Consider the following 26,103-nt stretch of genomic DNA (forward strand, 5'->3'; position numbering starts at 1 on the left):
TTTGCCTCACTCTTCCCGAATGCCTGATAATGCTGCGCGTGATAATACAAGACGGGCTCTATCAATCACTGGGCCATCGACCATTTTTCCGTTTAAAGACACAACACCTTTACCTTCAAGGGCAGCTGAATCAGCTGCTTCAACAACACGTTGAGCATGGTCGACTTCTTTTTGAGTAGGTGCATACAGGTTATGAAGTAACTCAATTTGTCTTGGATTTATCAATGACTTGCCATCAAAGCCGAGTTGTTTAATGTGAGCGGCTTCGCGTAGAAAGCCTTCTTCATTATTAGCGTCAGAATAAACGGTATCGAAAGCTTGGATACCTGCTGAGCGTGCGGCTTGTAAAATGGCGCACCGAGCATAGAGGAGTTCAACGCCGTCAGGAGACCGCTCGGTGCGCAAATTGCGGACATAGTCCTCGGCACCTAGTGCGATGCCAATAAGTCGTTGTGATGAATGTGCAATATTAACAGCTTGGGTGATCCCCATAGGGGATTCAATGGCGGCCAGTAATCCAGTACTGCCTTCCTCACGACCACAACTTTTTTCAATACGTAGAATTTCATTTTCAATATCAATAACGTCTTGCGCAGTATCGGTTTTTGGCAAGCGAACAATATCGGCGCCACCGCGAACGACGGCCTCAAGATCGGCGACACCAAATGCGGAATCCAATGCATTGACACGAACAATAGTTTCAATATCTTGATAAAGCGGGTGTTGTAATGCGTGGTAAACTAAACGTCGAGCTGTGTCTTTTTCACGCAGTGTAACGGAGTCTTCAAGGTCAAACATCAGCGCATCTGCTTTATAAATAAAGGAGTTGCTTAGCATCGCTGCGTTTGAGCCAGGGACAAAAAGCATGCTTCTGCGTGTCCGTGATTTTTGTTGTGGAGTCATTATTTTTCCTCCCAAGGTAGGTAGTCGATATCACAAGCGCGAGCGAATAATGCTTCAAGACGTGCTCTGAGTACGCATTCCAATGCACCTTTATCATCAACGATGATTTGTGCACCTTGGATTTCATGCCGCTGTATCATTTCTTGTACGATCTGCGTGATGGCATCACCGAATTGTTTTTCGACACTGCTGGTTACTTGCACTGAAACTTCTTGAGTATCTTCTAAAGGTTCTATGCGAACCATGACATCACTTGATTCAAGCGTGCCAGCTATTGCTGCGTGTTTAATCTTCATATTTCACCTATGGCTAATTCAGAACTTTCGGTGCGGTTTATTGTGGTTGTTACTTGGTTAGCGAGCATTTCTTGTAAATATTGATATGTCGCTTCAGGCACAATCGCTTTAATTGCCGCAAGATCTTTTTTAGCGAGCAGTCTTCTAACTTGCGAGGCGGAAACCGCCGTGCCATTGATGACTATTCGCGGAAATTCAATGAGTTCTATAGGTGGATAATTCATAGCGTCCGTTTCCAGCCAGAAGCGCATGTCTTGGTTATATTGATTAGTGACTTGGCAAAAAGGCTCAGAACCTACAAATCGATGGGTGATCCCAAGAGCTGGGGCGATATATTGACGAAAAATCTTAATATCGATCTCGGTATAACAGTTATTGGCAACCGTTTTATCTTTTATAAAGTAGCAAGGGAAAGTCGCTCGAGAAATAATATATTCAGAGCCTTTATGGATAGTGAGATTGTCTATCCCTTTTGTGCCCGCCTCAATCAAATTAAGCCTAACTTTATAAGAAAAGCGCGAGGTATCTTCTTTGACGACAAATAAATGTAGCCAATCGCACGCTTTTGCCGCTTGTTCTATCAAATAACGGTGTCCAAGGGTAAATGGATTGGCATTCATCACAATGGCGCCAATTTTTTTCCCATCTTTACGCTGTGCTTTTAAGCTTTCAATATAGCGTTTTAGATAACAGCAACTGTTTTCCATCAGCACCATGACATCAGGGACAGTTGCAATAGTATGAAAACCACATTGTTGGAATAGGCTTTCGTTCTGAAATTTGGTATAAATAAATAAATGTGTTGTGTTATTTTCATAAGCGAGATTAACAAGTTCTGTTGCTAACTTTAATGCGAGGCCTTCGCCACGAACATCATCGCTAATTGCAACGCATTTAATCACGTTTTTAGCTAATCCCCCGCATGCAATTAATTTTTCATTACGGGTTATAGTAATAAAAACGTCGATACTTGAATCAAGCTCTAAATCGTTTTCCTTTAAAAACTGAGTAATTTCAGCAAGTTTCCTGTTCTCATGACGTTTTACCTGATTAAACGTTATGTTTTCGAACATAATAGTATCCTGCATCTCATTTAGAGATGTTTTTAAAATGTTGCTAATGTTAAAGTTAATTAAATAATTATTTTTAGAATTTTTTAGTGCGCTTAATATAAGTAATTATTTAATTTCCCTTTTCAATATTAATATTAAAGAAGCTGTATTTAATATACTTGACCTATTTCATGTTTCTTAAATGAGTTTGTATTTGTTTAATGGTTTTAAAGTTTTTAATTATTGGATATGTTTTTTATTGCTTGGTTTTTATGTGTTTAATTATTAATATGTGTATTATACCTTTGGCTTTAACCTGAGTTATCCGTTATATTGTTATCTTTGTATTTAACAAATTTTTTACTTTTCATAGTGTAACGAGATTTAACATGAAAAAAGAATATGCATTCTCCTCACTGAAAAAAGTAAGCTCGATTTCGTTTTCAGTACGAGTATTCTTTCTTCTATTACTTGTCTCTGTCTTTTTGACGTTTGGGTTGGGTAAATATTTTACAGATACTGCGGAAAGCCGGTTGATTGCGAATATTAGGTCTCTAGCGATGAGCCAAGCGAAGCTAATCGCTTCAATTGAAGGGGTGGTGCAATCTGTAAAAAATAAAGATATCCCAAGACTGAAAATTATTGCAGATAAACTCAATCAAGATTCGAATTATGATTATGTGGTGATTGGTGATGAAAACTCGATTCGCCTATATCACCCAAACAGCCAGAAAATTGGCTACAAAATGCAATGGAACAAACCAGGTGCATTGGAGCGGGGCGAAAGTTACTTCATCAATGGTGAAGGTTCGATGGGAAATGCGGTACGAGCAAAAACGCCCATTTTTGATGAGCAGGGTAAAGTTATCGGGGTGGTTTCTATTGGTTATTTAACCAATAAAATTGACACCTCCCGCAGTGAACTATTTGTACAAACTGGCGCTACGTTTCTCGGTATATTGATTATTTTATTGTTTTTATCTTGGGCATTCTCACGCCTAATACAGAAACAAATGTTAGGCATGGAGCCAGAGGAAATTACACAATTAGTGTTAGTACAAAAAGGGATATTTGATGCCGTTTTTGAAGGGGTCATCGCTGTTAATACCCAAGGGCAGATTATCAATATCAATTCGAATGCTAGAAAAATGCTCATGTTGAGTGAGCCATTAGGGCAACTAACGGGTATGCGCGTTTCAGAAAGAATATCGCCCGCTGATTTTTTTATGACCGATATTGCGACAACTCGGCATGATGTGATTTGTGAATTTAATGGGCTAAATGTGATTGCAAATCGAGTAGCTATTCGTGATAGTGAGCAACTTGTGGGGGCTGTAATCAGCTTTCGTAGTCAAAATGATATTGAATCCTTAAATTCTCAGTTAACACAAGTGCGTCAGTATGTTGAAAATTTACGCACACTACGCCATGAACACCTTAATTGGATGTCAACATTAAGTGGTTTATTGCAGATGAAAGAGTATGACCAAGCTTTGGCTCTAATTAAAGGTGAATCAGAGTCCCAACAACAATTGATTGATACGTTACGCAGGCAATTTTTTGATAAGCAAGTTGCTGGCTTATTATTTGGTAAGTATCATCGAGCCAAAGAGCTAGGGTTACAATTAAAGTTTACGGCGGGTAGCCAACTGCGCGACTTACCTGATTCATTAAACAGTACTGAATTTTGTGCTGTCTTGGGTAATTTATTGGATAATGCTTTTGAAGCAAGTTTGAAAAGCAACCAAGGGAATAAGCAGGTCGAGTTATACCTTTCTGATGAAGGAAAGGAAATAGTTATTGAAGTTGTGGATCAAGGTTGTGGTTTCCCCGAAGAGCTTCAAAATAAATGGTTTGAACGTGGAGTGACAACCAAGACAGATGCAACAGATGGCCATGGTATTGGGCTCTATTTAGTTGCATCTTATGTTAAGCGCTGTAATGGCGCGGTGATTATTGAAGAAAATCAACCGCATGGTACAGTATTCTCAATTTTTATTCCGAAAGTGAAGATATAAAATGATTAAGATAAAAATCCTCATTGTGGAAGATGAGTTACTTCTGGCAGAAATGCATGGCGAGTATATAAAAACGTACCCTGCATGTGACAAAGTGTGGCTTGCGGGGAACCTAGCTGAAGCTAGGAAAATGATTGAATATATGAAACCCGATCTAATTTTATTAGATAACTATTTACCTGATGGTAAAGGTATTGATTTGGTTCATGAATTAATACAAGAAAGAAACAACGCAGATATTGTTTTCACAACCGCAGCAAGCGACATGGAAACGGTCTCTGAGGCAATTCGCTTAGGGGTTTTTGACTACTTAGTGAAACCTATCGCTTATGAGCGTTTAGGGCAAACATTAGATAGGTATATTCAACGTAAATCTGTTCTGCAAGCGAATAGTAAAACTAACCAAAGTAAAATTGATGATATGTTTAATACTTATGCGCGTGGTGAATCGAAAGAAGAGCTACCGACGGGGATTGACATCATTACATTAGAAAAAATATTAGCGCTATTTGCTGATTCAGAAGCAGAATATACAGCTGAAAGTATCGCTGAAACAATAAAATTGAGCCGCACAACAGCAAGGCGTTATTTGGAATATTGTTTGGCAAAAAATAAAATTGAGGCTGAAATTGAATACGGGAAAGTGGGGCGACCACAGCGAGTCTACCGTAGAAAAATGTGAATGTTTGTATTAATCTGCGCATATCGATAAAAGTTCTGCATGGGGTATATATTCAATGCAGAACTTCTTGTATATAGCACCACTTTGGCTCAATGGGTAACGATAACGTCATGATATAAAAGGGAGTTAAATGGGGGGCATGTAGATTAAATTGCATTATGAGAGTAAAGCGAAATGCCTATAAAAACGTTTGTTCGCCCCATCCAATTATCGCTGCACATAAATTGCATCCTCATTAAGTTATTTGCGCTGGTTTTCCAAAATTAATACTTTTTTTGCAGCTCGTTTATCACCTTTAGCGGCGGCAAGCTTATACCAACGTAGCGCTTTTTTATCATCGGCTTCAACCCCCATCCCATACTGGTAGCATGCCCCTGCTGCATATTGGGCATCAGCACTATTTTGCTGCGCCGCTTTGATAAACCAGTGACAGGCTTTAGTCTGGTCAGTTTTAATGCCATCACCGCGAGCATAGATAAGCGCAATATTAAATTGTGCGGAAACCTCACCTTGCTCGGCCGCCAAAGTTAGCCATTTTATTGCCGCTTGGGGATCTTTTTCGGTGCCTTGCCCGGTTAGGTACAGCATACCTAAACTATTTTGAGCAGGGGAAAAGCCTTGCTCCGCTGCGCGAGTAAAATATTGGAAAGCTTGTGGGTAATTGACTTTGTCATACATACCTGTTGCGGATTGATAGCCAAGCAAGTAGAGGGCTTGTGGATGGTTTTTCTCAGCAAGTTCAAGGTATATTTTTTGTGCTTTCTGCGGGTCTTTAGTTACTGCTTTACCTTCTTCATACCAGTAAGCAAGGGTTAACATAGCCGCTGGAAATTGCTGTTCGGCCGCTTTTTTTAACCATTTTTCTGCTTCTGCTGGGTTTTTCTCAAGAGCCTTATCGATACCATATAAGGTGTATTCTGCCATATTCATCTGGCCAATAGGGTCGCCGTTTTCAGCGGCTATCTTCATCCAGTGCAGCATTTGTTTTTCATCTTTTGGGATGCCAGTTCCTTGTTGGTACATGAGCGCAAGGTTAATTTGCGCTTTTGTAAACCCCTGTTGGGCTGATAAGAGGTACCAATTTATTGCATTTTCAAATTGCTTATTGGATTGATAAAACATGCCCAAATTGAATTGGGCTTCGGCTTGCCCTTCATTTGCTAACCCTAATAATGTTTTTTCATCTAGAGGGGTTGGCGTAGGCTCAGAAAAAGCTAAGTGTGCAAAGAGGCTGCCGATGATAATTAAAGGAAGAAGTTTTTTTTTCACAAGGCGACCTCAATGTTGGTTTTGTCACAGTTTAGCGGGTAACTTATTTGGTTTTGTTCAGACCTGCAAGGGTTAAAGCAAATTGTACATTATGATTATCAAATCAAATGGTTAAATATTGCTAAAAAGTGAAAAAATAAAAAAAGAGAAAAAATATGAACTTTTTCTGAAATTAGCATGTCTTACTAGTATCTATATACTGTTTGCTTGCGTAAACATTCATATATTTACCCTCATCATTCATTTCTTTACACGAAGTAATGTAATAATGCACCTACGTAGTGATAGTTTGATTTAGTAAAAAGATCCTTGAGTAGAATGCATTGTGCCCAGTTTGTTACTGGGCTTTTTTTTGTCAAAATTTTACGTATTTTCCCCACTCATTAAACCCTCGAACCATTTTCTTGCACTCAATATATTCTTGGTTTTTATTTATTTGAATTATGCTTTTCGTTCATATCACTAATGTTAATAATCGGTGGTGCGATAGTTTCATGGTAGAATAATATTCTTAACATTAAGTATACAAGTGATTAAATAGTGGGCGTTGATAGTTTCGCTATTTTGTTAAAAATTGAAGTAAATCACGATAAGATTTTATCCATGCAGTAATTAATACTAGCTAATTCTTTAATTTTGGTGCATAAATAGCGTATATGGCTTAATTGATTATTGCGTTCTTGGCGGGTTATCTACCAGTCAACGTTGAATAAATAATCAAATGTGCTTTAACTCATTGAATTTATGCTTGAGATCCAGAAACAAGTTTGCACACAGTTTTGTTTGTTTTGAGATCAAGGAATGATGCTCCTCCTACCAAAAGTGAATCTTTCCGACGTTGAATTCTTGGGGTAATAACAATGCGAGAGCGCATAGAGCGTTCCGTGGTTTTTTTTGCATATCTACAGGTTGTACTAGAGGTAACTTGTGTCCACAACAAATAACAAAGAGGAAGTCAGTCTTAACGCGTTTAAGCAACCTCGCTCATTCTATCTCATCTTTTCCATCGAACTCTGGGAACGTTTTGGTTACTACGGTTTACAAGGTATTCTACCTATATATCTTAGCCAAGTTCTTGGTATGTCAGAAACTGAATCCATCACTTTATTCTCTGCATTTGCGGCATTAGTTTACGGCTTTGTTGCAATTGGTGGTTGGTTAGGCGATAAAATACTTGGTACAAAACGGGTTATTGTTCTTGGAACATTAACGTTGATTGCGGGGTATGCGTTTGTTGCCTTCTCAGGGCATGATGTCTCAATGGTGTATGTAGGTTTAGCGACTATTGCCGTTGGTAACGGCCTCTTTAAAGCGAACCCTTCATCACTGTTATCAACCTGTTATGATAAAGATGACCCGCGGTTAGATGGTGCATTTACCATGTACTATATGTCCGTGAATATTGGTTCATTCTTTTCTATGCTTGCAACACCGTGGTTAGCAAAACACTATGGTTGGGATGTTGCATTCTCACTCAGTGTTGTTGGCCTTATTATTACGCTGATTAACTTCTATATGTGTAAGAAGTGGGTTTCCCAACATGGGTCAAAACCTGACTTTGCTCCGGTCATTATTTCACGGTTAGTTGCAACTGTCGCGGGTGTTATTGCCTTGATTGCAATTTCAACTTGGTTATTGCATAACCTAGGGGTAGCGCGTACAGCATTAGCGGTTATTTCTTTAGGTATTTTGGTTATCTTTATTAAAGAAACGCTAGCTCTTCAGGGGATTGCACGTCGGCGCATGGTGGTGGCTCTGATCTTGATGCTCGAAGCAATTGTCTTTTTTGTTTTGTATAGCCAAATGCCAACCTCACTCAACTTCTTTGCATTACATAACGTAGAGCATGAAGTGTTTGGTTTTTCTATCGAACCTGCACAGTATCAAGCACTAAACCCATTATGGATTATGATTGGTAGCCCAATATTAGCCGCAATTTATAATAAAATGGGTGATAACTTACCCATGCCGCATAAATTCGCGATTGGTATGGTGTTATGCTCTGCGGCATTCTTAGTACTACCGCTTGGCGCCAAATTTGCAAACGAAGCGGGGATTGTTTCTGTTGAATGGTTGATTATCTGTTATGGTTTTCAAAGCATTGGTGAACTGATGATCTCTGGTCTTGGGCTGGCAATGGTAGCTCAGTTAGTTCCACAGCGTTTAATGGGCTTTATTATGGGCGCGTGGTTCTTAACTAACTCAGCGGCTGCATTTATTGCGGGTTATGTCGCTTCTATGGCAGCAGCGCCAGAAGGGGAGCTGACCAGTAAGCTTGAGTCATTAGCGGTGTACAGTGATGTATTCTTGAAGATTGGTTTAGTGACAGGGGCTATTGCGATAGTCATGGTGTTAACTGCACCATTGTTAAATCGTATGACGCTGGAACGCGCAGAATAATGATTCAAAAAAGGGCCGAAAGGCCCTTTTTTAATATCATGGAAAGGCTAATTAAATAAGCGGTTATTAATGATTTTTAATGAGCGGTCACGGCCGTTAACTAAAAGGGTATTTGAAAAACGGCTATAAGCATCTGTTGAAATTCCGCCCATTAACACTGTTGGCGTAATTGCCGTTGCGGCAAAAATCACATCATCTGTATTTACCATTTGCTCTAATGATAAAATTTCCCCAATCTCAATGCCCATTTGCTGGCATCGAATGGCTTCTTGAGCGGCGAGTAGTTTATTTTCTTCGCTATCCCCCTTTGCTTTGTCACGAGGGACCAATCTTGCTTGCATATCACCGCCTAATGCACGAGCGATGGCCGCACTAATAATGCCTTCAGGTGCGCCACCAGTGCCATACATCATATCAATTGAATGCTCGGGTAGTATTGCCAGCAATGATGCCAATACATCACCATCAGGAATGGCAATCACGTTAGCACCAAAATTACGAATGGTTTTGATGATATGCTGATGGCGTGGTTTATCTAATACTGCGACTGATAAGTTTGAAATGGGTTTATTCAATGCAGCGGAAAGGAATTCTAAATTTTTTTCGAGGGGATTAGCGAGATGAACAGCCCCTTTTGCAGCGGCACCAACGACGAGTTTTTCCATGTACATGTCTGGTGCTTGGAGTAATGAACCTGTTGGAGCAGCAGCCAGTACGGCTATGGCATTGTGTTCATTACACGCAACCATACGAGTGCCATCAATGGGGTCAACCGCAATATCGAGCCCTTGGGTGCCTGATTTTTTACCTACTTGCTCGCCGATATAAAGCATCGGAGCATCATCAATTTCACCTTCACCAATCACAATTTTACCATGAAAATCAATTTCATTAAGACGATTTCTCATGGCTTCTACAGCGGCTTTATCGGCTGCATTTTTATCTTGTTTACCAACCCAATCGAAGGCAGCAACAGCGGCAACTTCGGTGACGGAAGCAATAGCAACAGCTAACTCATCACTAATTTTCATTTTTATAAATATCCCAGGTGCATAAAAGAAAAGTACTTAGGGATATGATACGTTTTTTGTGATCTATCTGGCAAATAATTGGTGATTAAATCAACGGGGAAAAGTTGAGGGGCGGCGGGTGAATATAAACCCGCCGCTCAATTTAAAGCATTTCAACAATAGCGATTCCACCGATAATGGAGATTAAAGCGGCAAGTGTACTTAATAACACGGTGCCTGCGGAGGTTTCAGTATAAGCTTGATTACTGATTGCTAAGGCGGGAACCGCAGTGGCGGTGGGTAATACGCCAATGATAAAGGCGGCTTTTAGGAGGTCATCTTGTAAACCTACTGCAAGACCTGTTGCCAAAATCAACGCGGCTTGAACAAAATTTTTAATAAAAACGTTAAATATAATTTCTTTGCTAATAGTTAACTTAATACCGGATAGCAATAAACCAAGGAAAAATAAAGCAACACCTCCTGCCGTTTTACCAAGCTCATTGACTGAATTCTGTAAGATTTCAGGTAACTTAACACCAAAAATAGCGAGCAAGGCGCCTAAAATAGGAAGGAATACTAAAGGTTGGGCAATAGCTTTACCGATTGATTTAATCACGCTATGCCCTTGTTGCGAGCCACTGATCATCAGCAAAGTAAATGGAATAATAATCACCGTATAAATAAGGTTTCCTAGCACCATAGCAATTAAACCTGATGAACCGACAGTAGCTAGTAAGACTGGTGGTCCACAATAAGCCATATCCGGAAAAGAAACAGATAGCGCTTGCATTGCTGCATCTTTTTTATTGTGTCGGAAGATAAACTTACCGAAAATGAAACCAATAACGTATGTAGCGATTAAACCGACGGCCAATGCTAACAAATAATCAATATTTAAGAGTACAGAGGGTGGTGCTTGTGCGGCGGCTAAAAATAATGCAAATGGTAAGGCTATTTTGACAACAAAGTCAGCGAATGCTTGTGAATATTCTCTTTTAATAAAACCGTATTTACCTGATAACCAACCAACAGCTAACCCTAAAACGATAGGACCAAGGGCGGCTAGAATAATGTGGAGTAGCATTATATTTTCCTTAAACTATTCGTCAGATTTTGATGTGTAAATAATTAGTTATGAGCCTGTTCATACTAAAGCGGTATCGAATATCTCTCATATTACTGTGGTTTAAATAAACTCATTTCACGTTGGAAGTGGTAGATATTTAACCTCCATCAATAGATAAACTTATAATTGATGGAAATCATAATTGATAAAATAATAAATAACTACCATAGTTTAAAGATGGTGTTTTTCTGTATGAATATTTGAAGCATGGAAGCATGATATAAATATCATAATTAGACTAATTTTGTTATTTAGAGCAACTCTAATTATAATTAGAGGAACTAAAAATAAATAGGTAAGTGTTAATTTAATATGTCAAATCATCATTAAATGATGATTAAGGATTTTCTTAGTTACTAAAACTTTCAATGGGGGTATTAGTAACTGAGATTGAAAGGGTAGGAAGCGTATTTTTTCAACTAAATACGTAGTATAAGGGTTATTTTGTAACAGTTTATTACATTGAGTTGGCAAGATAATCAATGCTATCTACACTAGCGGTAATCACAAAACCCTATTCTAGCTGTATTTTAGATTGTGAAATTTATTTTGAGGAAACCTATTTGTGGATACTTGGATACTAGTAGGAGTCGTATTAGTATGTTTGCTTGTGTTAGCACCAATATTGGCTATCATAGCAATCAGCCGAACGGGCCGTATGCAGTACCAAATTTCTGAATTAAACCAGAAAGTTTTCTCTCTAGAAACTCGTTTAGGCCAATATCAGCAATCGAATGTTACGCCTTCGAAAAATGTTGCCAGTTCGTCTGATGACCAACAAGGCATTTTTGGGGTAACAGATGAGCTAGAACAGGCAGTTACAAACGTACCAATCCAATCTAGTCCAGTAAGTGAGCCTGAACCATCATTTAAACCCTTATCCGGCGATACTGCATATCAGCAATCTGAAAAAGCAGCTGATTCTACAAACCAAACCATTCCAGTGCCGGCATATACGCAATCAGCAATTGTAGGCTCTCAAGCACGTAGCGGGGTGGACCCAAATCGGTTTAATAAAGCGACTAAACCAAATCGTTTTAATGATCAGGAAGTAGATACATCTACTCAGGGTCAATTTAATCAAAAAACGACGGGAAATAATGAGTCTATATTTGGGCATTTCTTTAGTTGGTTACTAAAAGGGAACCCAGTTGCCAAAATAGGGATACTATTATTATTCCTAGGGGTCGCGTATTTATTAAATTACAGTGTGCAAAATGAGATTATTTCCCCCCAAATACGCTTAATTTTTAGCGCGGTAGGTTGTTTAGTTTTATTAGGAATTGGCTGGCGATTACGTAATAAGAAACCATTATTTGGGCTTATCCTTCAAGGTGGAGGGGTAGGCTGTTTATATATCACCATTTTTGCTGCCTTTAAGTTATATACCATGTTGCCTTATAGCATGGCATTTGTGTTTATGTTGTTGATTTGTGCAGCGAGTATTGCCTTAGCATTATTACAACGTACGATTAGCTTGGCTATTCTTGCTTCTCTTGGTGGTTATTTGGCTCCTGTTTTACTTTCGACGGGAGGGGGTAGCCATGTAATTTTGTTTTCTTATTACCTAATGTTGTCGATTGGGATTTTAATTATTAGTGTATGGCAAGCTTGGCGCCCTCTGAATTTAGTTGGTATGGTGATGACCTATGGTGTCGCTATTTTATGGGGTTTGAGCAATTACCAATCTGATTATTACATCTCCTGTCAATTATTTATCATTGCTAATTTAGTAGTATTTAATGCGTTAACACAATTATTTTCACTCCGCTTTGAGCACGATAAGCAATTAATTGTTGATAATACATTGTTGTTTGTACCGCCATTAATCAGTATTGCCCTTCAATTCTTTATTGCGGATGATGTAGGTTTATTGCCTGCATTTATTTCTCTGTTAATTGGTTTATTGTACTTGGTTGCTGGGTTGCAGGTACATAAGCGCTATAAAGAGGTCGGTAAGAATATGGCTTTAGCAAATATTCTTATTGGTGCAGGTTTTGTAACACTGGCTATCCCATTGGCATTGACACTTGAATGGACATCAATTGTTTGGTCATTAGAAGGGTTATTACTACTCTGGCTTGGTTTACAACAGGGGCAGAAAAAAATGGCTACGGTTGGTTCATTATTAATTGTAATCAGTGCGATTACGTTACTAATGGACTACCCTTACGTATATTGGAGCCGAAGCAGTACTTATATGGTGCCATTATTATTGGTAGCTTGTTTTGGTGCTGGTGGGTTATTTCATATTCGCCGCAAAGAAAACAGTAACTTTGCCCTATTTAGTTATGGTTTTTTATTTTTAGGTTTGCTTACATGGCTCTGCTGGTTACCACTATTTACTGATATTTTATCGTGGAGTCGGGAGTCTGAAGGCTTTATAATATTAGTGTTAGTGGTGATCTCCGTCTGGTTATGGCGTCTATATGCTATTCGAATTAACTGGATACCTTTGTTATTTTGCCAATCAATTTTATGGGTTGCTGGTTACTATTACCTTGGTTTAGATTTCTTATATGATAAAAACCCAATGGGGCGCGGGGAAAACTCATTAATATGGGCGGTGATACTCGGTAGCTCAATTTTGTTTGTTATTCATGCGTATAAACTTCGTAATCAATGGATGCAATGGACCCTCCATGGCGCTAACTTGTGGTTAATCCTTGTATTTATTTTGACCCAAGTAAATTGGTTTGTCTCTATTTTACCTTGGGGTATGCATGAGATGGGCTATTTTATTTATGTGATGGCGATAACCTTAACTATCTTAGCCCTGTATTGGTTACAGCAAAATAAAATGCCACCAATGAAACGTAATGGGTTAATGTATTGGTATTGGATGCTTCCTGTTGCTATCGGGTTAATTATATTATCTGCTTACGCTAATTTAGAAGATGGCAAATTAACATTCTGGAATTATATTCCATTAATTAATCCATTAGATGAGGCGGGCTTATTCAGTATTGCTGCCCTTATTCTGATGCAAAAAGGTTTTGTGCAAAAAATACGTAAGGCTACAGAGGTAGATTATTGGATAATCCGAGGTTTATTGGTCTCAATTATTCTATTATCAGCATTTTGGTTTAACGGTATTTTAATTCGCGCAGTAGCTGATTTTGCTGGGCTAAGTTGGAATTATGCGGTGCTTTATGATTCTCGTTTGATTCAAACTGTTTTATCCATTAGCTGGGCGCTTGCTGCATTGCTTTGCATTGTTATTGCAGCGATGAAAAAAAGTCGTATCTGGTGGTTTATGGGGGCCAGTATTTTCGCATGTGTTATCGCTAAATTATTCTTAGTGGATATTCATGGACAAGGGGGGATATCTCGCGCTATCTCCTTTATCGGTGTTGCATTATTGATATTAATTGTTGGGTATTTTTCACCATTACCGCCAAAGGATATAAAAGAGAAAGTCGAACAGGAGACGCAATCATGAGACAAATAAAAAGTAAAAGGCTAGGAGGGCTATTTGCTGTCTTCTTGTTGTCATCATTGTTTTCTAGCTACCTTAATGCTGGAACACCGAAAGAAAATACGCCTTATAGTTTTTACCAAGGGATGGAAATTGATATTCCAGATACATCAGAGCCATTTTATTGGTTAGAAGTTCCTACAAGTGCTTATATAAATTCAGCATATCCAAATACATTGCAAGATGTTCGGGTATTTAATGGTACGGGGGATGAAATACCTTCTGTACTTTTTTATGATGCTGAAAAGTCTATTTCTAGCAATAAAGTCTCATTTGCTCCTCAGCGCTTAGTGACTCAACTGGATAATGTAAATTCTCGTGAGGACATCCGTAGAGAAAAGCAGCATCTGCTTGTTGAGACGGTACCAGGTAAAGTCGATCGTATTGAATTACCAAATATACAACTAAAAGATAATGCTGCTTATCATGCTTATTTATTAACGCGAGATCAAAGCCAAGCCCAAAATACGCCAGTTCAAAAATTAACATTGGAGTGGGCAAAAACGGAGGAAGAGTGGCAAGGAAAAGTCTTTGTTTTTGCAAGTGATGATAAAGAAAAATGGTTAAATATCGCAACTAATCAACCTATCATGAATTTGAAATTAAATTCAGAAACAATTGCGAGTAATAATATTGAGTTGTTAAATGGCAATTCTAAAGCGCTAAGCGCGCCATATCTAATGGCCGTTATTGTCAGTGCGCCAGATGTAACGCTACCTGAGTTAGTGAAGGTCAAGGCGCTATCTAACACACTGAACTCAACTCGCCGACAAGAAATATTCAATTTTGAAATGACAAATGATGGGGTTTCAAAAGACCATATTATATATCAATTACCCACGACCCAACCATTAGGTGAATTGCAAATTCATTTACAGCAATCAAATCGAGTTATTCCATTAAAGGTTGAATATTCATCAGATAAAGGGGATGTTTGGAAACCATTAGCTAATCTTGTTGCTTATAACCAAACAATAGATGGGGAACTAGTCAGTAATCCAAGCATCAATCTTTATGGGGAAATGGTTAATAAAGTTAGAGTATCTGCACTTAAAGGTAGTTGGGAAGATCAGCCGCCGCGGCTTATCGGTAAGCGTGATGGGTATAATCTTATCGTTAATTTACAAGGCGCTGCACCTTACTTGCTAGTGTGGGGGAATAAGCAAGCAGAGCTTGATAAATTAACATATAACCAACTAGTTGGGCAGGCTTATAGTGTTGACGAGTTAATGTCGCATTATCCCCAGTTATATCCTAATAATGAAGTGATTGAGCTCGGTGGTGCTGAAAGGTTAACCGTAGCCAAACAAGTCGATGATACCTCTAATTGGATAACAGTTTCGTTATGGGTCTTATTATTTTTAGGGATACTCGCGTTATTGTACTTCTGCTGGTACCTTTTAAAAGAAGTGAATTCGACAAATAAAACCAATAATGATGAACTCTAAATAGTTTTTTGTTCACTAACTTAAAGGGGGAGCTTTTGCTCCCTTTTTGCTAATAAAATTTAAATAAAATAAACCTGACATCCCTTTACCTTATCATGAGAACAATTACTTAAAATCTGTATTCGTTGACAAGCATTTGCGCTAAAACTGTGGTTAAAGGGAGGATGAATTATGAAAAAATCATTACTAACACGTCTATTTGTTGCAATCATTTTTTTTACGGGGACTTCAATATTCGCTCAGGCAGCAGATAACACAGTATTAACGGAGTTAGCATTACATAAGACAACGGCTTATGAATACAGTGTGTTAAATATCACTCAAAACGAAGCTGATATTGAGTCAGAACGTGAAACTAAAGAGTTAGATAGTGCCCAGTTGCGTAGCATCACGAATGATAAACGATTTACTGGACGGCAGTTTGAAATATAAGTTAAATAAGTATCTATGATGTTTTTAAAGATAACTAATCACTAAAATCCGTATTGATAACGAAAAAAAACAATCTCAATCAGTATGAGGATAAAACATGTACAAGGGTTTATGTTTATGTGGTGCTGTAACAATCAGCGTGTCTAAGTCTGTTGATCAAATTAGTGTTTGTCATTGTGGTATGTGTCAAAAATGGAACGGGGGCCCGGGTTTCAGCATTGATGGGGGAAGTAATTTAACTATCGAAGGAAAGGAGGCAATAACGGTATTCGCTTCATCGTCTTGGGGAGAAAGAGCATTTTGTAAACATTGCGGTACCCATCTTTTTTATCACTTAATTTCCCCATCCACTTATTATGTGTCCGCAGCTTTATTCGAAGAAAGTAAAAATGCGCAAATGAGTATGCAGATTTATATTGAAAGTAAGCCAAAGTATTATAATTTCGTTGAAAAAACCCCTATGCTTACAGAGCAAGACATCATAAAACTAATGGGAGGGGTATCGGATTAAGTTGCACAGCTTATGGATTAAACTATATGCTATAAACAACAGGGCAAAAAGCCTCATTTCGTATTTTGTTTTCTATTTCTTTTGTTAAATTTAATTTGTATGTTATGCGTGTGCATTAAATTTGATTTATAATTAAGGGCATGGGCTCGCCTCGGCAAGTTAGTTTAAATATTGCTCATTAGTCGTCGGGCATTGCATTATTGAAATCATCCGCAGGTTGTTTTGAGGGAAAATAAATGAACAGTATGAAAGGAATGCGTCACGCTAGCAATATCGCGTGGGTACTGCAGTGGATATTAAACCTTGGTTTGATAGCATTAGCCGCGGTGCTTGTTTTCTTTTTAGCAAAAGAAACCGTTACGATGGCTTCATTGATGTTTGGAAGTACCAATGGGGCAACAGCGTATGAATTATTAGAAGGCATTGTCATATATTTTCTGTATTTTGAGTTTATTGCCTTAATAATCAAGTATTTTATGTCAGGTTATCACTTCCCACTAAGGTATTTTATCTATATCGGTATAACGGCAATCATTCGCCTTATCATTGTCGATCATAGTGACCCAATGACAACTTTATTGCATGCTGGTGCAATTCTGGTTCTTGTCATTGCCCTTTTTATTGCAAACACTGAAAAACTAAAACGAGAGTAATATTAATTAAGCTAATTTATCCATAGGCAAAAAAGAGTAGATTTGATTTCTTTTTTGTCTATAGATGATTCTGGTGGATACTTAAGCAATATATATTGGATGTCATACTATAAATTAATAAAATTTAAGATACGGTAAATTAGCTAAAAACTAATAAACTTAAATGTTATTAATGAAATTGAATTTATCTGGTTTATCCTATAAAAACTAATAACGAAAGTGTTTTACTTTTGAATATAGGTTATTTACTGTTATAAAGTCCCAATTCTAATAACATAAGTAACTTGTAAATATGACAACTAATACACTCTCTAAGAAAAAAGGGTTTTTAAACCGTGTCGAACGGATCGGTAATGTTATGCCAGATGTTACCATGCTGTTCGTTTATGCCCTTATTATATGTTGGTTTTTATCTTATCTACTTTCATTTGTAGATTTCAATTATTACCACCCAATATCAAAAGATAAAATCTCTATTGTTAATATGTTTCAGTATGAGGAAATAATACTATTTATTACAGCGGCAGTTAAAAACTTCATTAATTTCCCTCCGCTTGGTATAACAATTGTTGCCACACTAGGTATTGGCATTGCAGAAAGTAGTGGGTTTATTAATACGGCATTGAAAAAAATGCTATCGTTTATTTCCCCAAGAATGTTGACTCCAACCGTGGTCTTTGTGGGTATTGTTTCTCACATTGCCTCTGATTCTGCTTATGTCATTCTAATGCCAGTTGCTGCTATGATGTTCTATGCCAGTGGACGTCATCCATTAGCTGGTATTGCAGCAGCCTTTGCGGGGTTAGCTGGTGGATTTACTGCAAGTTATACGCCTTCTATTATTGACCCAATTATGCAGAGTTTTACGCAGGATGCCGCACAAATGTTGGCCCCCGGTTATAGCGTTAATGTGCTATGTAACTATTTTTTTAGTTTGGGTGGAACATTTGGTGTTATTTTCACCTGTTGGTTTATTACTGAAAAAATTGTTGAGCCTTGGTTAAATAAAAATTGCCCGATTACTTCAAGCGATGTTGATACTGACTCTGAGAAAAAATTAGGGATGATTACCGCAGTTGAACATCGTGCTTTTCGTATTTCAGGGTTAGTTCTGATTGCTTTAGGTATTGGCTTATTTGCGTTGTTATGGCCAGATTCTTCTCCATTACGTGGCCCTGATGGCAGTTTAACCAGCCCGAAAGCCCCGATTATGCAAATCGTTGTGCCATTGTTATTCATTTTCTTTGCGTTACCAGGGATTGTTTATGGGTATATGACGAAATCTTTTACATCAACAAGAGATGTCGTTAAGGCAATGGAAAACATTACTAAATCATTGATCCCATTTATTGTTTTTGCTTTTTTTGCCGCTCAATTCCTATATTCATTTCAGCATTCTAATTTAGGTACATTATTAGCACTATCAGGTGCTGAATTATTGCGGACATTAGATATGCCTTCTGGCATGACTGTTTTTGGTGTTATTTTGTTGACCGCGATATTAAATATCATGATCACATCAGCGACATCTAAATGGGCAATTATGGCGCCAGTATTAGTACCAATGCTTATGGCAGTAGGAATTTCGCCAGAATTAACTCAAGCTGCGTTCCGTGTGAGTGATTCAGCGATGAACGTAAGCACACCGATGTTCCCTTTCTATCCTTTGATACTGATGTATTGCCAGAAATACTATAAAAATGCAGGGATAGGGACGTTGTGCTCTATGATGATCCCATTTACCATCGGGTTATTAATTATTCTGACGAGTACGTTATATCTTTTCTGGGCATTCGATATCCCAATCGGTTTTGACAGTGGTTATACATGGCATCCTGCACAATAAGCGGGCTTAATACCCGACATACTTGATATGTCGGGTAGATATAAAAAAGTTAAGGAATATAAAATGAATGAGTTAGGTAAACAATTAGAGCAGCGTTTTTATCGCTACCTCGCAATTGAAAGCCAAAGTGATGCAGCAAGTACTATTGTACCAAGTACAGAAGGGCAGCGTGAATTAGCTAAACTGTTAGCGGAAGAACTTGAAAGTTACGGCTTAAAAGATATTTATATTGATGAGCACGCCATATTATATGCGATGCGACCAGGCAATAAGCCTACTGCGCCAAAAATCGGCTTCGTCACCCATTTAGATACCGTTGATGTTGGCTTATCACCCGTGATTAAACCACAGACATTAAAATATGAGGGGAAAGACTTATGTTTAAATGCCAATGAAAATATCTGGTTCAAAACGGCAGAGCATCCTGAAGCGGCACCTTATGTAGGTGAAAATATTATTTTCAGTGATGGAACCAGTGTACTTGGTGCAGATAACAAAGCAGCGATTACCGTTGTGATGGAATTAATGAATAAACTGCAACATGCTGATTTTGATTGCGGGGATATTTATGTCGCGTTTGTACCTGATGAAGAAATCGGTTTACGTGGTTCGAAAATCATGGATTTATCCCGTTTTCAGGTAGATTTTGCTTACACTATTGATTGTTGTGCATTAGGTGAAGTTGTTTTTGAAACCTTTAATGCGGCCTCTATTGAGGTATCAATTAAAGGTATTACTGCGCATCCTATGTCAGCTAAGAATGTATTATTAAACCCTATTCGTGTTGCGCATGATTTTATTGGCTGTTTTGATCGTTTTGATACACCGGAACATACGGAACAGCGCGAAGGGTATTTCTATGTGACAGATTTAGTAGCAAACCCCGATAACGCAAAAATCAAAATGGCTATTCGTGATTTTGATCGCAATAGCTATGAAGCGCGTAAGCGTTTTATTGAACAAAGTATTGAGTTGATCCGAGCCCGTCACCCTAAAGCTAAAATTGAATTTAGAATTGATGATGTTTATAGCAATATAAGTGATTCTCTAGGGGATGACCGTACTGCTATCGATTTGATTTTTGATGCACTGAAAATTCAAGGTGTTGAAGCAAATGTAATCCCTATGCGTGGAGGGACTGATGGCTCTGCTTTATCGGCTCGAGGCATCTTAACACCAAACTATTTCACAGGGGCACTCAATTTCCACTCCTGTTTTGAATTTTTACCTGTGAGTTCTTTTGAGAAAAGTTATTTGGTATCAGAGACTATTTGCCGTTTAGTTGGGCAAAAATAGTTTAGTATTGATATTATGCGTAAAAGGCCATGTTATAAAGTGGCCTTTTTTATTGAATAGTTAATATTATTTACTTGGTGAATACTTTGTAGTTATAGTTTTTTTAACTTTAAAATAAGATAAATGAAAAAGAATATATGACTTTGTAACTATTTAATTTATTATTCTAACTGTTATCTCTAAATAAACACAGGGGGAGTAATTGATTAATATTATAATCATTGATAATAATAATATTACTATTCGCGGTTTTGAAGCTATATTTTCTCGGCATTCACGTTACAAAACTATCGCTTCATTTCCATCTATTCAGCAAGTGATTACATGGAATCGAAACCAAAAAGCGAATATTATTTTAATCAGTAGTGTTAAATTACAATATGATTCATTGAAAACATTACAAACACTTCGACGAACTCAACCAGATGTTGGGATAATTATTTATAATGTAAGAAATAATTATGCCTTTTTTTTAAAAGCATTAGATATAGGTATTTTTGGTTTGTTGAGTGTTCATGTCACAGAAGAAGACCTGATAGAGGCGATACGGGTGGTTAATGTAAAGCGCCGAATTATTTCTCCAGATATAGCCCAAGACCTTGCTCTGCACCGGTTAGATTATAGTCACCAGAAAGATTTATGTGATTTATTATCGGGACGTGAACTCGAAATCATGTTGATGATCACCAAAGGTATGCCGATTAAGGTCGTGGCGGAGGCTCTATCTCTAAGCCCAAAAACAGTAAATACTTATCGATATAGAATGTTTAGTAAACTTAATATCGGTAGTGATGTAGAATTAACACATATAGCTATTGGTTATGGTTTAATTACAGCAAAACAGGGTTTATCCGAGTGGCAGAACAGTTCGAGTCAAAAGCGTTCTTAAAAACAGTAACGAATCAACCGGGTGTTTATCGAATGTATGACACTGGGGGCACTGTTATCTATGTTGGTAAAGCGAAAGATCTTAAAAAACGCTTATCAAGCTACTTCCGTGAAAATGTGGGCAGCCGTAAAACAGAGCAGCTCGTTAAGCATATTGCTTCTATTGATGTCACTGTGACCCATACTGAAACGGAAGCATTACTCCTTGAACATAACTATATTAAATTATACCAACCTCGTTATAACGTGTTGTTACGAGACGATAAATCATATCCTTATCTTTTTTTAAGCAAAGAAGCCCACCCGCGTATTTCAATGCATCGAGGCGCTAAACATGCGAAAGGGGAGTATTTTGGCCCCTTCCCAAGTTCTTACGCGGTTAGGGAAACATTAGCCTTAATGCAGAAACTGTTCCCTATTCGCCAATGTGAGGACAGTGTTTATAAAAACCGCTCAAGGCCGTGTTTGCAATATCAAATTGGTCGCTGCTTAGGCCCTTGTGTAAAAGGGTTAGTGTCTGATGAAGATTATCAGCAACAAGTTGATTATGTACGCCTATTTTTAACGGGAAAAGATAAACAAGTTCTAGCTGGGTTAGTTGAACGAATGGAACAAGCCAGCCAAGCATTGCGTTTTGAAGAGGCTGCTCGTTTTCGAGATCAAATTCAAGCGGTGCGCGCAGTGACGGAAGAGCAATATGTTTCTGGTGATAGTGATGACCTCGATGTCATCGGCGTTTCTTTTGAATCGGGTTTGGCTTGTGTCCATGTTCTTTTTATCCGCCAAGGTAAAGTGCTTGGCAGCCGAAGCTATTTTCCTAAAGTGCCAACAGATACTCAACTTGAAGAGGTCGTCCAAACATTTTTAGGGCAATTTTATCTACAAGGCAGCGAAAATCGAACCTTGCCAGGTGAAATTCTGCTTGATTTCGCATTAACAGAAAAAGACCTATTAGCACAATCATTGTCTGAACTAGCAGGGCGAAAAATTAATATTCAAAGCCAACCACGTGGAGCAAGAGCGCGTTATTTGAAATTAGCACGTACGAATGCATCAATAGCGCTTTCTACACGGTTAGCTCAACACTCAACAATACAGCAACGTCTGGATTCACTTGGGAAAGTTGTTAACTTAACGTCGATCAACCGAATGGAATGTTTTGATATCTCTCATACCATGGGGGAGCAAACGGTCGCTTCTTGCGTTGTGTTTGATAAAACAGGGCCAGTGAAATCAGAATATCGGCGCTATAATATTACTGGGATCACGCCTGGGGATGATTATGCCGCAATGCATCAAGTGTTGACCCGTCGGTATGGTAAACATATTGATGAAAGTAAAGTACCGGATATCATTTTTATTGATGGCGGAAAGGGGCAACTTGGGCAAGCCAAAGATGTTTTTGCTTCACTTGAGGTGGATTGGGATAAAAACCACCCGTTATTAATCGGGGTGGCTAAAGGTACCGACCGTAAAGCAGGGCTGGAAACATTATTTTTAAAACCGGAAGGGGAAGGGTTTGTATTACCTCCGGATTCGCCAGCATTACATGTGATCCAACATATTCGTGATGAGTCACATAATCATGCAATTACAGGGCATCGCCAGCGACGGGCAAAAGTAAAGAATACCAGCGCACTAGAATCGATTGAAGGTGTTGGGCCGAAACGCCGACAGATGTTATTAAAATATATGGGTGGCTTGCAGCCATTACGTAATGCAAGTATAGAAGAAATCGCAAAAGTGCCCTCGATCTCATACGCACTAGCAGAAAAGATCTATAATGCATTGAAACAGTGAGTGTCTTAGGGCAACATATTCATAATATCCAACTTGGTCAAAAAGTTAGTGAGCGTGATGAAATTAAACATACCAACGTGGCTGACATTATTTCGCGTCATCCTAATACCATTCTTTGTATTAGCTTTTTATCTCCCTGTCAGTTGGGGGCCTTTCGCATGCGCGCTTATTTTTGTCATCGCGGCGGTTACTGACTGGTTTGATGGCTTTTTAGCAAGGCTATGGAAGCAAACCACCAAGTTTGGTGCGTTTTTAGACCCTGTCGCTGATAAGGTTATGGTTGCTACGGCATTAGTATTAGTCACGGAAAGCTATGATGTCTGGTATGTGACTTTACCTGCAGCAACGATGATAGCTCGTGAAATTATCATCTCTTCTTTACGCGAATGGATGGCTGAAATTGGTAAACGTAGCAGTGTGGCTGTTTCTTGGATTGGTAAATTTAAGACGACAGCACAAATGATGTCACTAGTGGGGCTATTGTGGCGTCCAACGCCATTAATTGAAAACCTTTCAATTGCATTAATGTACATCGCGGCTATCTTAACATTTTGGTCAATGTTCCAATATTTAAAGGCTGCTTGGGCTGATTTGAGCGAAGCGTGATCGAAATGATTGAAAAAACAGCGAACGATCCAATTATTTCAATAATTGTATTGACTCGAAAGGTGAAATCAGTAGAATGCATCGCATCGAACGGCAACATGGTTTACCAAAATAAATAAGTAAATCAGCCAGTTTGAAAAGCATAAGCTGAAAAGTAAAGCTTTAAGCGGGAATAGCTCAGTTGGTAGAGCACGACCTTGCCAAGGTCGGGGTCGCGAGTTCGAGTCTCGTTTCCCGCTCCAAATTTCGCAAGAAATTAGGATAAGGCGCGTTAGCAAAGCGGTTATGCACCGGATTGCAAATCCGTGTAGCTCGGTTCGACTCCGGGACGCGCCTCCAAATTTAGCCCAGGTGGTGAAATCGGTAGACACAAGGGATTTAAAATCCCTCGGCCTTTAGGCTGTGCGGGTTCAAGTCCCGCCCTGGGCACCATCTTGAAGTAAACAAGCCTCAATGGTGTGTTTTATTTTAAGTTATAACTGGTCAATATATATTGTCTACCACAATATATTGATTAGTGGGTAAATGAGTAATTTACCTAGATGTTGTAAGAAAGACAATTTGGCCCAGGTGGTGAAATCGGTAGACACAAGGGATTTAAAATCCCTCGGCCTTTAGGCTGTGCGGGTTCAAGTCCCGCCCTGGGCACCATCTAAACTTAATTGAGGTTACTCTTTAAGTTTAACATTTAACCACCTTGAGGTGGTTTTTTTGTATCTAAATTTTGGCTTAACAAAGTTAGTGTTACGTGATGCTTTAACTGCCCAGCCATTTTTCGCTTCCCACTCATATATCACCCACCAAAAGAAAGCACATGGGTATGCCATGTAAATTAACACTAAATTGGTGTAAAAAACCGTAAGTCAGACCGTTCCGCCAGTGTTTTATGTCAGTATTCTAACTTTAAAAGAGGACCTGACTATGTCTAACATGAAAACAGAAGTTGTCGTTGTACGGTTAACTAAACACGAACGAGCGCTATTAGATACGGTGAAAACAAAGCCGCTATTAGCTGACTGGTTGAAAGAAATTGCAATGGCTGAGGCAAAACAACGAAAAAATAAAGAAGCATAAAGTTGTAAATTACCTTTATTATGCGAGGTTATTTTATTTGATAAAAGGAAGGTTACCTTTTGATTAATCGACTACTTTTGTTAGTATCCAATGAGATAATTTAATTAGGATGCTACAAGCAATGATAAAGGGAATTTTGATTTCTATTTTGGTTGTATTAACCTCTGGTTGCATGACAAATAAACAGAGTGCCCCTTATGGTTTTCAGTGGGGGCTACAACCAAGTGATTTAAAAAAATTACGGTTAAAAGAAACCCAGTGCACTGGGTTTCAAGAAGGCGGGGCGCTATGCTCTGTTGTAGGTTCTCCTGAATTTCATAATAAACCCTTTCTATTAATATTTTCACGGGAAAATAATACATTGATGTTAATTTCAGCACAGGGAAATGCTAGTCGTGACCAGATGGTGATCCTTAATGAATATGATGAAATTAACCAGAGAATGTTTGAATCATATGGCTTGCCAAAACAAACCATTGAACGTTATAAGCGAGACGTGTTTTTCTTAGATAAAATCTCAGATGATGAAACGACACCATTTAAGCGAGTATATGAACAAGGTGATATGCGAATTATGGTCGGGATTGTGAGTAACTCCCATTTCAGAAAGATACAAGACAAAAAGGACATTATTTATTCAGTTATGGTTATTCATAGTTTAATTCCAAATAAGCCGCAATAGGCGGCTTCTAAGCAAGTACGCAATTTCTTAGATTTATTTGCTTTTGCGTTTTTTAATCAGCTCGCTCATATCTTTCTGCCTTTGAATAAGTGACTCAATCTCCGCGTGGTAGATATCAGTGAAATGACATTCTAAAGAAATTGCTTCCCCATCGAAGACTTCAACATAGCTACCATCTTGTTTAATTCCCCAGTAATGGTTGCCGTCCCCAATGATTTTTAATAATGGTAAGACATCAGTAACCTCATAAATTTCCCTTAGACTGTTATAAGCAGTTTTAATACTTGCCCACTCAGGTAGTTCTTCAGTTTCGATGCCTAAAATGACTAAACCACGATGAAATGTCCACGCAGGGCCAACATCAAACAGCTTTGCTTCTGGCCAAGCGTCTTCTTGAGCTAAGACACATAGCCCATTAGTACGTTGCGAAAAGCGCAAAAAATCTTCGGGTAGCGTAATGCCTGTTACATTCTCTAAATCACGAATTGCTTCCTCAGTCGGTGAATGTGCCGCAACGACGTGAAAATCTTTTTTATTTATTTGCTGCAGAGTTTCCCAAATCAGTTCATGAAATTGTTCTGGGGGCATAGTGAAATACTCCTTAATCTGATGGGTATATAAAGTGCGTTA

At 38.5% G+C, this 26,103-nt stretch carries 22 protein-coding genes and 4 tRNA genes; 19 read left to right on the forward strand and 7 right to left on the reverse strand.

The features are described 5' to 3' along the window. Nucleotides 1-6: 6 nt before the first annotated feature. Genes citE through citC form a run of 3 tightly spaced genes read right to left on the reverse strand, consistent with a single transcriptional unit; the run spans nucleotide 7 to nucleotide 2,272 of the window. Nucleotides 7-903, reverse strand: a complete 897-nt coding sequence (gene citE, locus ACHB7C_RS01250; RefSeq protein WP_048606922.1) for a citrate (pro-3S)-lyase subunit beta — start codon at nucleotides 901-903, stop codon at nucleotides 7-9. Further along, nucleotides 903-1,199: a citrate lyase acyl carrier protein gene (gene citD, locus ACHB7C_RS01255; protein WP_042844180.1), complete on the reverse strand. Its 297-nt coding sequence runs from the start codon at nucleotides 1,197-1,199 to the stop codon at nucleotides 903-905. The genes citE and citD overlap by 1 nt, the downstream gene beginning before the upstream one ends. Beyond that, the gene (citC, locus tag ACHB7C_RS01260; protein WP_240133354.1) at nucleotides 1,196-2,272 is read right to left on the reverse strand and encodes a [citrate (pro-3S)-lyase] ligase; all 1,077 of its coding nucleotides are present in this window, start codon (nucleotides 2,270-2,272) and stop codon (nucleotides 1,196-1,198) included. Before citC ends, citD begins: the two co-directional genes overlap by 4 nt. Nucleotides 2,273-2,640: 368 nt before the next feature. Here citC and dpiB point away from each other — a divergent pair, with 368 nt between their 5' ends. Together dpiB and dpiA are read left to right on the forward strand one after the other, a co-directional pair. Continuing rightward, nucleotides 2,641-4,269 (forward strand): sensor histidine kinase DpiB, encoded by a 1,629-nt coding sequence (dpiB, locus tag ACHB7C_RS01265; protein WP_048606926.1) that lies wholly within the window; start codon nucleotides 2,641-2,643, stop codon nucleotides 4,267-4,269. A 1-nt stretch (nucleotide 4,270) separates the two neighbouring features. Continuing rightward, nucleotides 4,271-4,951 (forward strand): two-component response regulator DpiA, encoded by a 681-nt coding sequence (gene dpiA, locus ACHB7C_RS01270; RefSeq protein WP_042844177.1) that lies wholly within the window; start codon nucleotides 4,271-4,273, stop codon nucleotides 4,949-4,951. A 240-nt stretch (nucleotides 4,952-5,191) separates the two neighbouring features. Here dpiA and ACHB7C_RS01275 read toward each other — a convergent pair whose 3' ends face one another. Next, on the reverse strand, nucleotides 5,192-6,220 hold the full coding sequence (locus ACHB7C_RS01275; RefSeq protein WP_272692961.1) for an SEL1-like repeat protein: 1,029 nt from the start codon (nucleotides 6,218-6,220) through the stop codon (nucleotides 5,192-5,194). Between the two features lie 927 nt (nucleotides 6,221-7,147). Here ACHB7C_RS01275 and dtpA point away from each other — a divergent pair. After that, a complete protein-coding gene (dtpA, locus tag ACHB7C_RS01280) occupies nucleotides 7,148-8,620 on the forward strand; it encodes a dipeptide/tripeptide permease DtpA (protein ID WP_042844175.1) in 1,473 nt (490 codons plus the stop codon). A 47-nt stretch (nucleotides 8,621-8,667) separates the two neighbouring features. Here dtpA and glpX read toward each other — a convergent pair whose 3' ends face one another. Further along, nucleotides 8,668-9,645: a class II fructose-bisphosphatase gene (gene glpX / locus ACHB7C_RS01285; protein ID WP_395346575.1), complete on the reverse strand. Its 978-nt coding sequence runs from the start codon at nucleotides 9,643-9,645 to the stop codon at nucleotides 8,668-8,670. 148 nt (nucleotides 9,646-9,793) lie between these two features. Then, nucleotides 9,794-10,717 (reverse strand): AEC family transporter, encoded by a 924-nt coding sequence (locus ACHB7C_RS01290; protein ID WP_048606927.1) that lies wholly within the window; start codon nucleotides 10,715-10,717, stop codon nucleotides 9,794-9,796. Nucleotides 10,718-11,324: 607 nt separating this feature from the next. Here ACHB7C_RS01290 and ACHB7C_RS01295 point away from each other — a divergent pair. The 16 genes from ACHB7C_RS01295 (at nucleotide 11,325) to ACHB7C_RS01370 (ending at nucleotide 25,473) form a co-directional block, all read left to right on the forward strand. Next, entirely contained in the window at nucleotides 11,325-14,201 is a 2,877-nt protein-coding gene (locus tag ACHB7C_RS01295) for a DUF2339 domain-containing protein (protein WP_198861305.1), read from the forward strand. Continuing rightward, entirely contained in the window at nucleotides 14,198-15,685 is a 1,488-nt protein-coding gene (locus tag ACHB7C_RS01300; RefSeq protein ID WP_042844170.1) for a DUF3999 family protein, read from the forward strand. The genes ACHB7C_RS01295 and ACHB7C_RS01300 overlap by 4 nt, the downstream gene beginning before the upstream one ends. A gap of 171 nt (nucleotides 15,686-15,856) precedes the next feature. After that, the gene (locus tag ACHB7C_RS01305; protein WP_042844169.1) at nucleotides 15,857-16,117 is read left to right on the forward strand and encodes a hypothetical protein; all 261 of its coding nucleotides are present in this window, start codon (nucleotides 15,857-15,859) and stop codon (nucleotides 16,115-16,117) included. A gap of 97 nt (nucleotides 16,118-16,214) precedes the next feature. Further along, nucleotides 16,215-16,628: a GFA family protein gene (locus ACHB7C_RS01310; RefSeq protein ID WP_042844168.1), complete on the forward strand. Its 414-nt coding sequence runs from the start codon at nucleotides 16,215-16,217 to the stop codon at nucleotides 16,626-16,628. A gap of 245 nt (nucleotides 16,629-16,873) precedes the next feature. Next, nucleotides 16,874-17,281 (forward strand): phosphate-starvation-inducible protein PsiE, encoded by a 408-nt coding sequence (psiE, locus tag ACHB7C_RS01315; RefSeq protein WP_370661220.1) that lies wholly within the window; start codon nucleotides 16,874-16,876, stop codon nucleotides 17,279-17,281. A gap of 292 nt (nucleotides 17,282-17,573) precedes the next feature. Beyond that, on the forward strand, nucleotides 17,574-19,127 hold the full coding sequence (locus tag ACHB7C_RS01320; RefSeq protein WP_042844166.1) for an AbgT family transporter: 1,554 nt from the start codon (nucleotides 17,574-17,576) through the stop codon (nucleotides 19,125-19,127). Between the two features lie 63 nt (nucleotides 19,128-19,190). Next, nucleotides 19,191-20,423, forward strand: coding sequence for a peptidase T (gene pepT, locus ACHB7C_RS01325; RefSeq protein ID WP_042844165.1), 1,233 nt, complete (start codon nucleotides 19,191-19,193; stop codon nucleotides 20,421-20,423). 202 nt (nucleotides 20,424-20,625) lie between these two features. After that, complete coding sequence (locus tag ACHB7C_RS01330; protein ID WP_395346191.1) at nucleotides 20,626-21,312, forward strand: LuxR C-terminal-related transcriptional regulator; 687 nt, start codon at nucleotides 20,626-20,628, stop codon at nucleotides 21,310-21,312. Then, entirely contained in the window at nucleotides 21,279-23,111 is a 1,833-nt protein-coding gene (gene uvrC, locus ACHB7C_RS01335) for an excinuclease ABC subunit UvrC (protein WP_042844163.1), read from the forward strand. Before ACHB7C_RS01330 ends, uvrC begins: the two co-directional genes overlap by 34 nt. Before the next feature lie 57 nt (nucleotides 23,112-23,168). Next, a complete protein-coding gene (gene pgsA, locus ACHB7C_RS01340; RefSeq protein WP_042844162.1) occupies nucleotides 23,169-23,717 on the forward strand; it encodes a CDP-diacylglycerol--glycerol-3-phosphate 3-phosphatidyltransferase in 549 nt (182 codons plus the stop codon). A 166-nt stretch (nucleotides 23,718-23,883) separates the two neighbouring features. After that, nucleotides 23,884-23,959 (forward strand) — tRNA-Gly (locus tag ACHB7C_RS01345). A gap of 23 nt (nucleotides 23,960-23,982) precedes the next feature. After that, nucleotides 23,983-24,056: transfer RNA gene (locus tag ACHB7C_RS01350), tRNA-Cys, on the forward strand. Nucleotides 24,057-24,062: 6 nt separating this feature from the next. Then, nucleotides 24,063-24,149, forward strand: a tRNA-Leu gene (locus ACHB7C_RS01355). Nucleotides 24,150-24,281: 132 nt separating this feature from the next. Beyond that, nucleotides 24,282-24,368 (forward strand) — tRNA-Leu (locus tag ACHB7C_RS01360). A 270-nt stretch (nucleotides 24,369-24,638) separates the two neighbouring features. Further along, on the forward strand, nucleotides 24,639-24,791 hold the full coding sequence (locus ACHB7C_RS01365; RefSeq protein ID WP_042844161.1) for a hypothetical protein: 153 nt from the start codon (nucleotides 24,639-24,641) through the stop codon (nucleotides 24,789-24,791). Between the two features lie 121 nt (nucleotides 24,792-24,912). After that, entirely contained in the window at nucleotides 24,913-25,473 is a 561-nt protein-coding gene (locus ACHB7C_RS01370; RefSeq protein WP_042844159.1) for a hypothetical protein, read from the forward strand. 33 nt (nucleotides 25,474-25,506) lie between these two features. On the opposite strand, the gene ACHB7C_RS01375 is transcribed toward ACHB7C_RS01370, so the two are convergent. Next, nucleotides 25,507-26,061: an SMI1/KNR4 family protein gene (locus tag ACHB7C_RS01375; RefSeq protein WP_210831934.1), complete on the reverse strand. Its 555-nt coding sequence runs from the start codon at nucleotides 26,059-26,061 to the stop codon at nucleotides 25,507-25,509. Nucleotides 26,062-26,103: the final 42 nt, after the last annotated feature.

The organism is Providencia sp. 2024EL-00732 (genome assembly GCF_044006275.1).
In the GTDB taxonomy this organism is placed as follows: Bacteria; Pseudomonadota; Gammaproteobacteria; order Enterobacterales; family Enterobacteriaceae; genus Providencia; species Providencia huashanensis.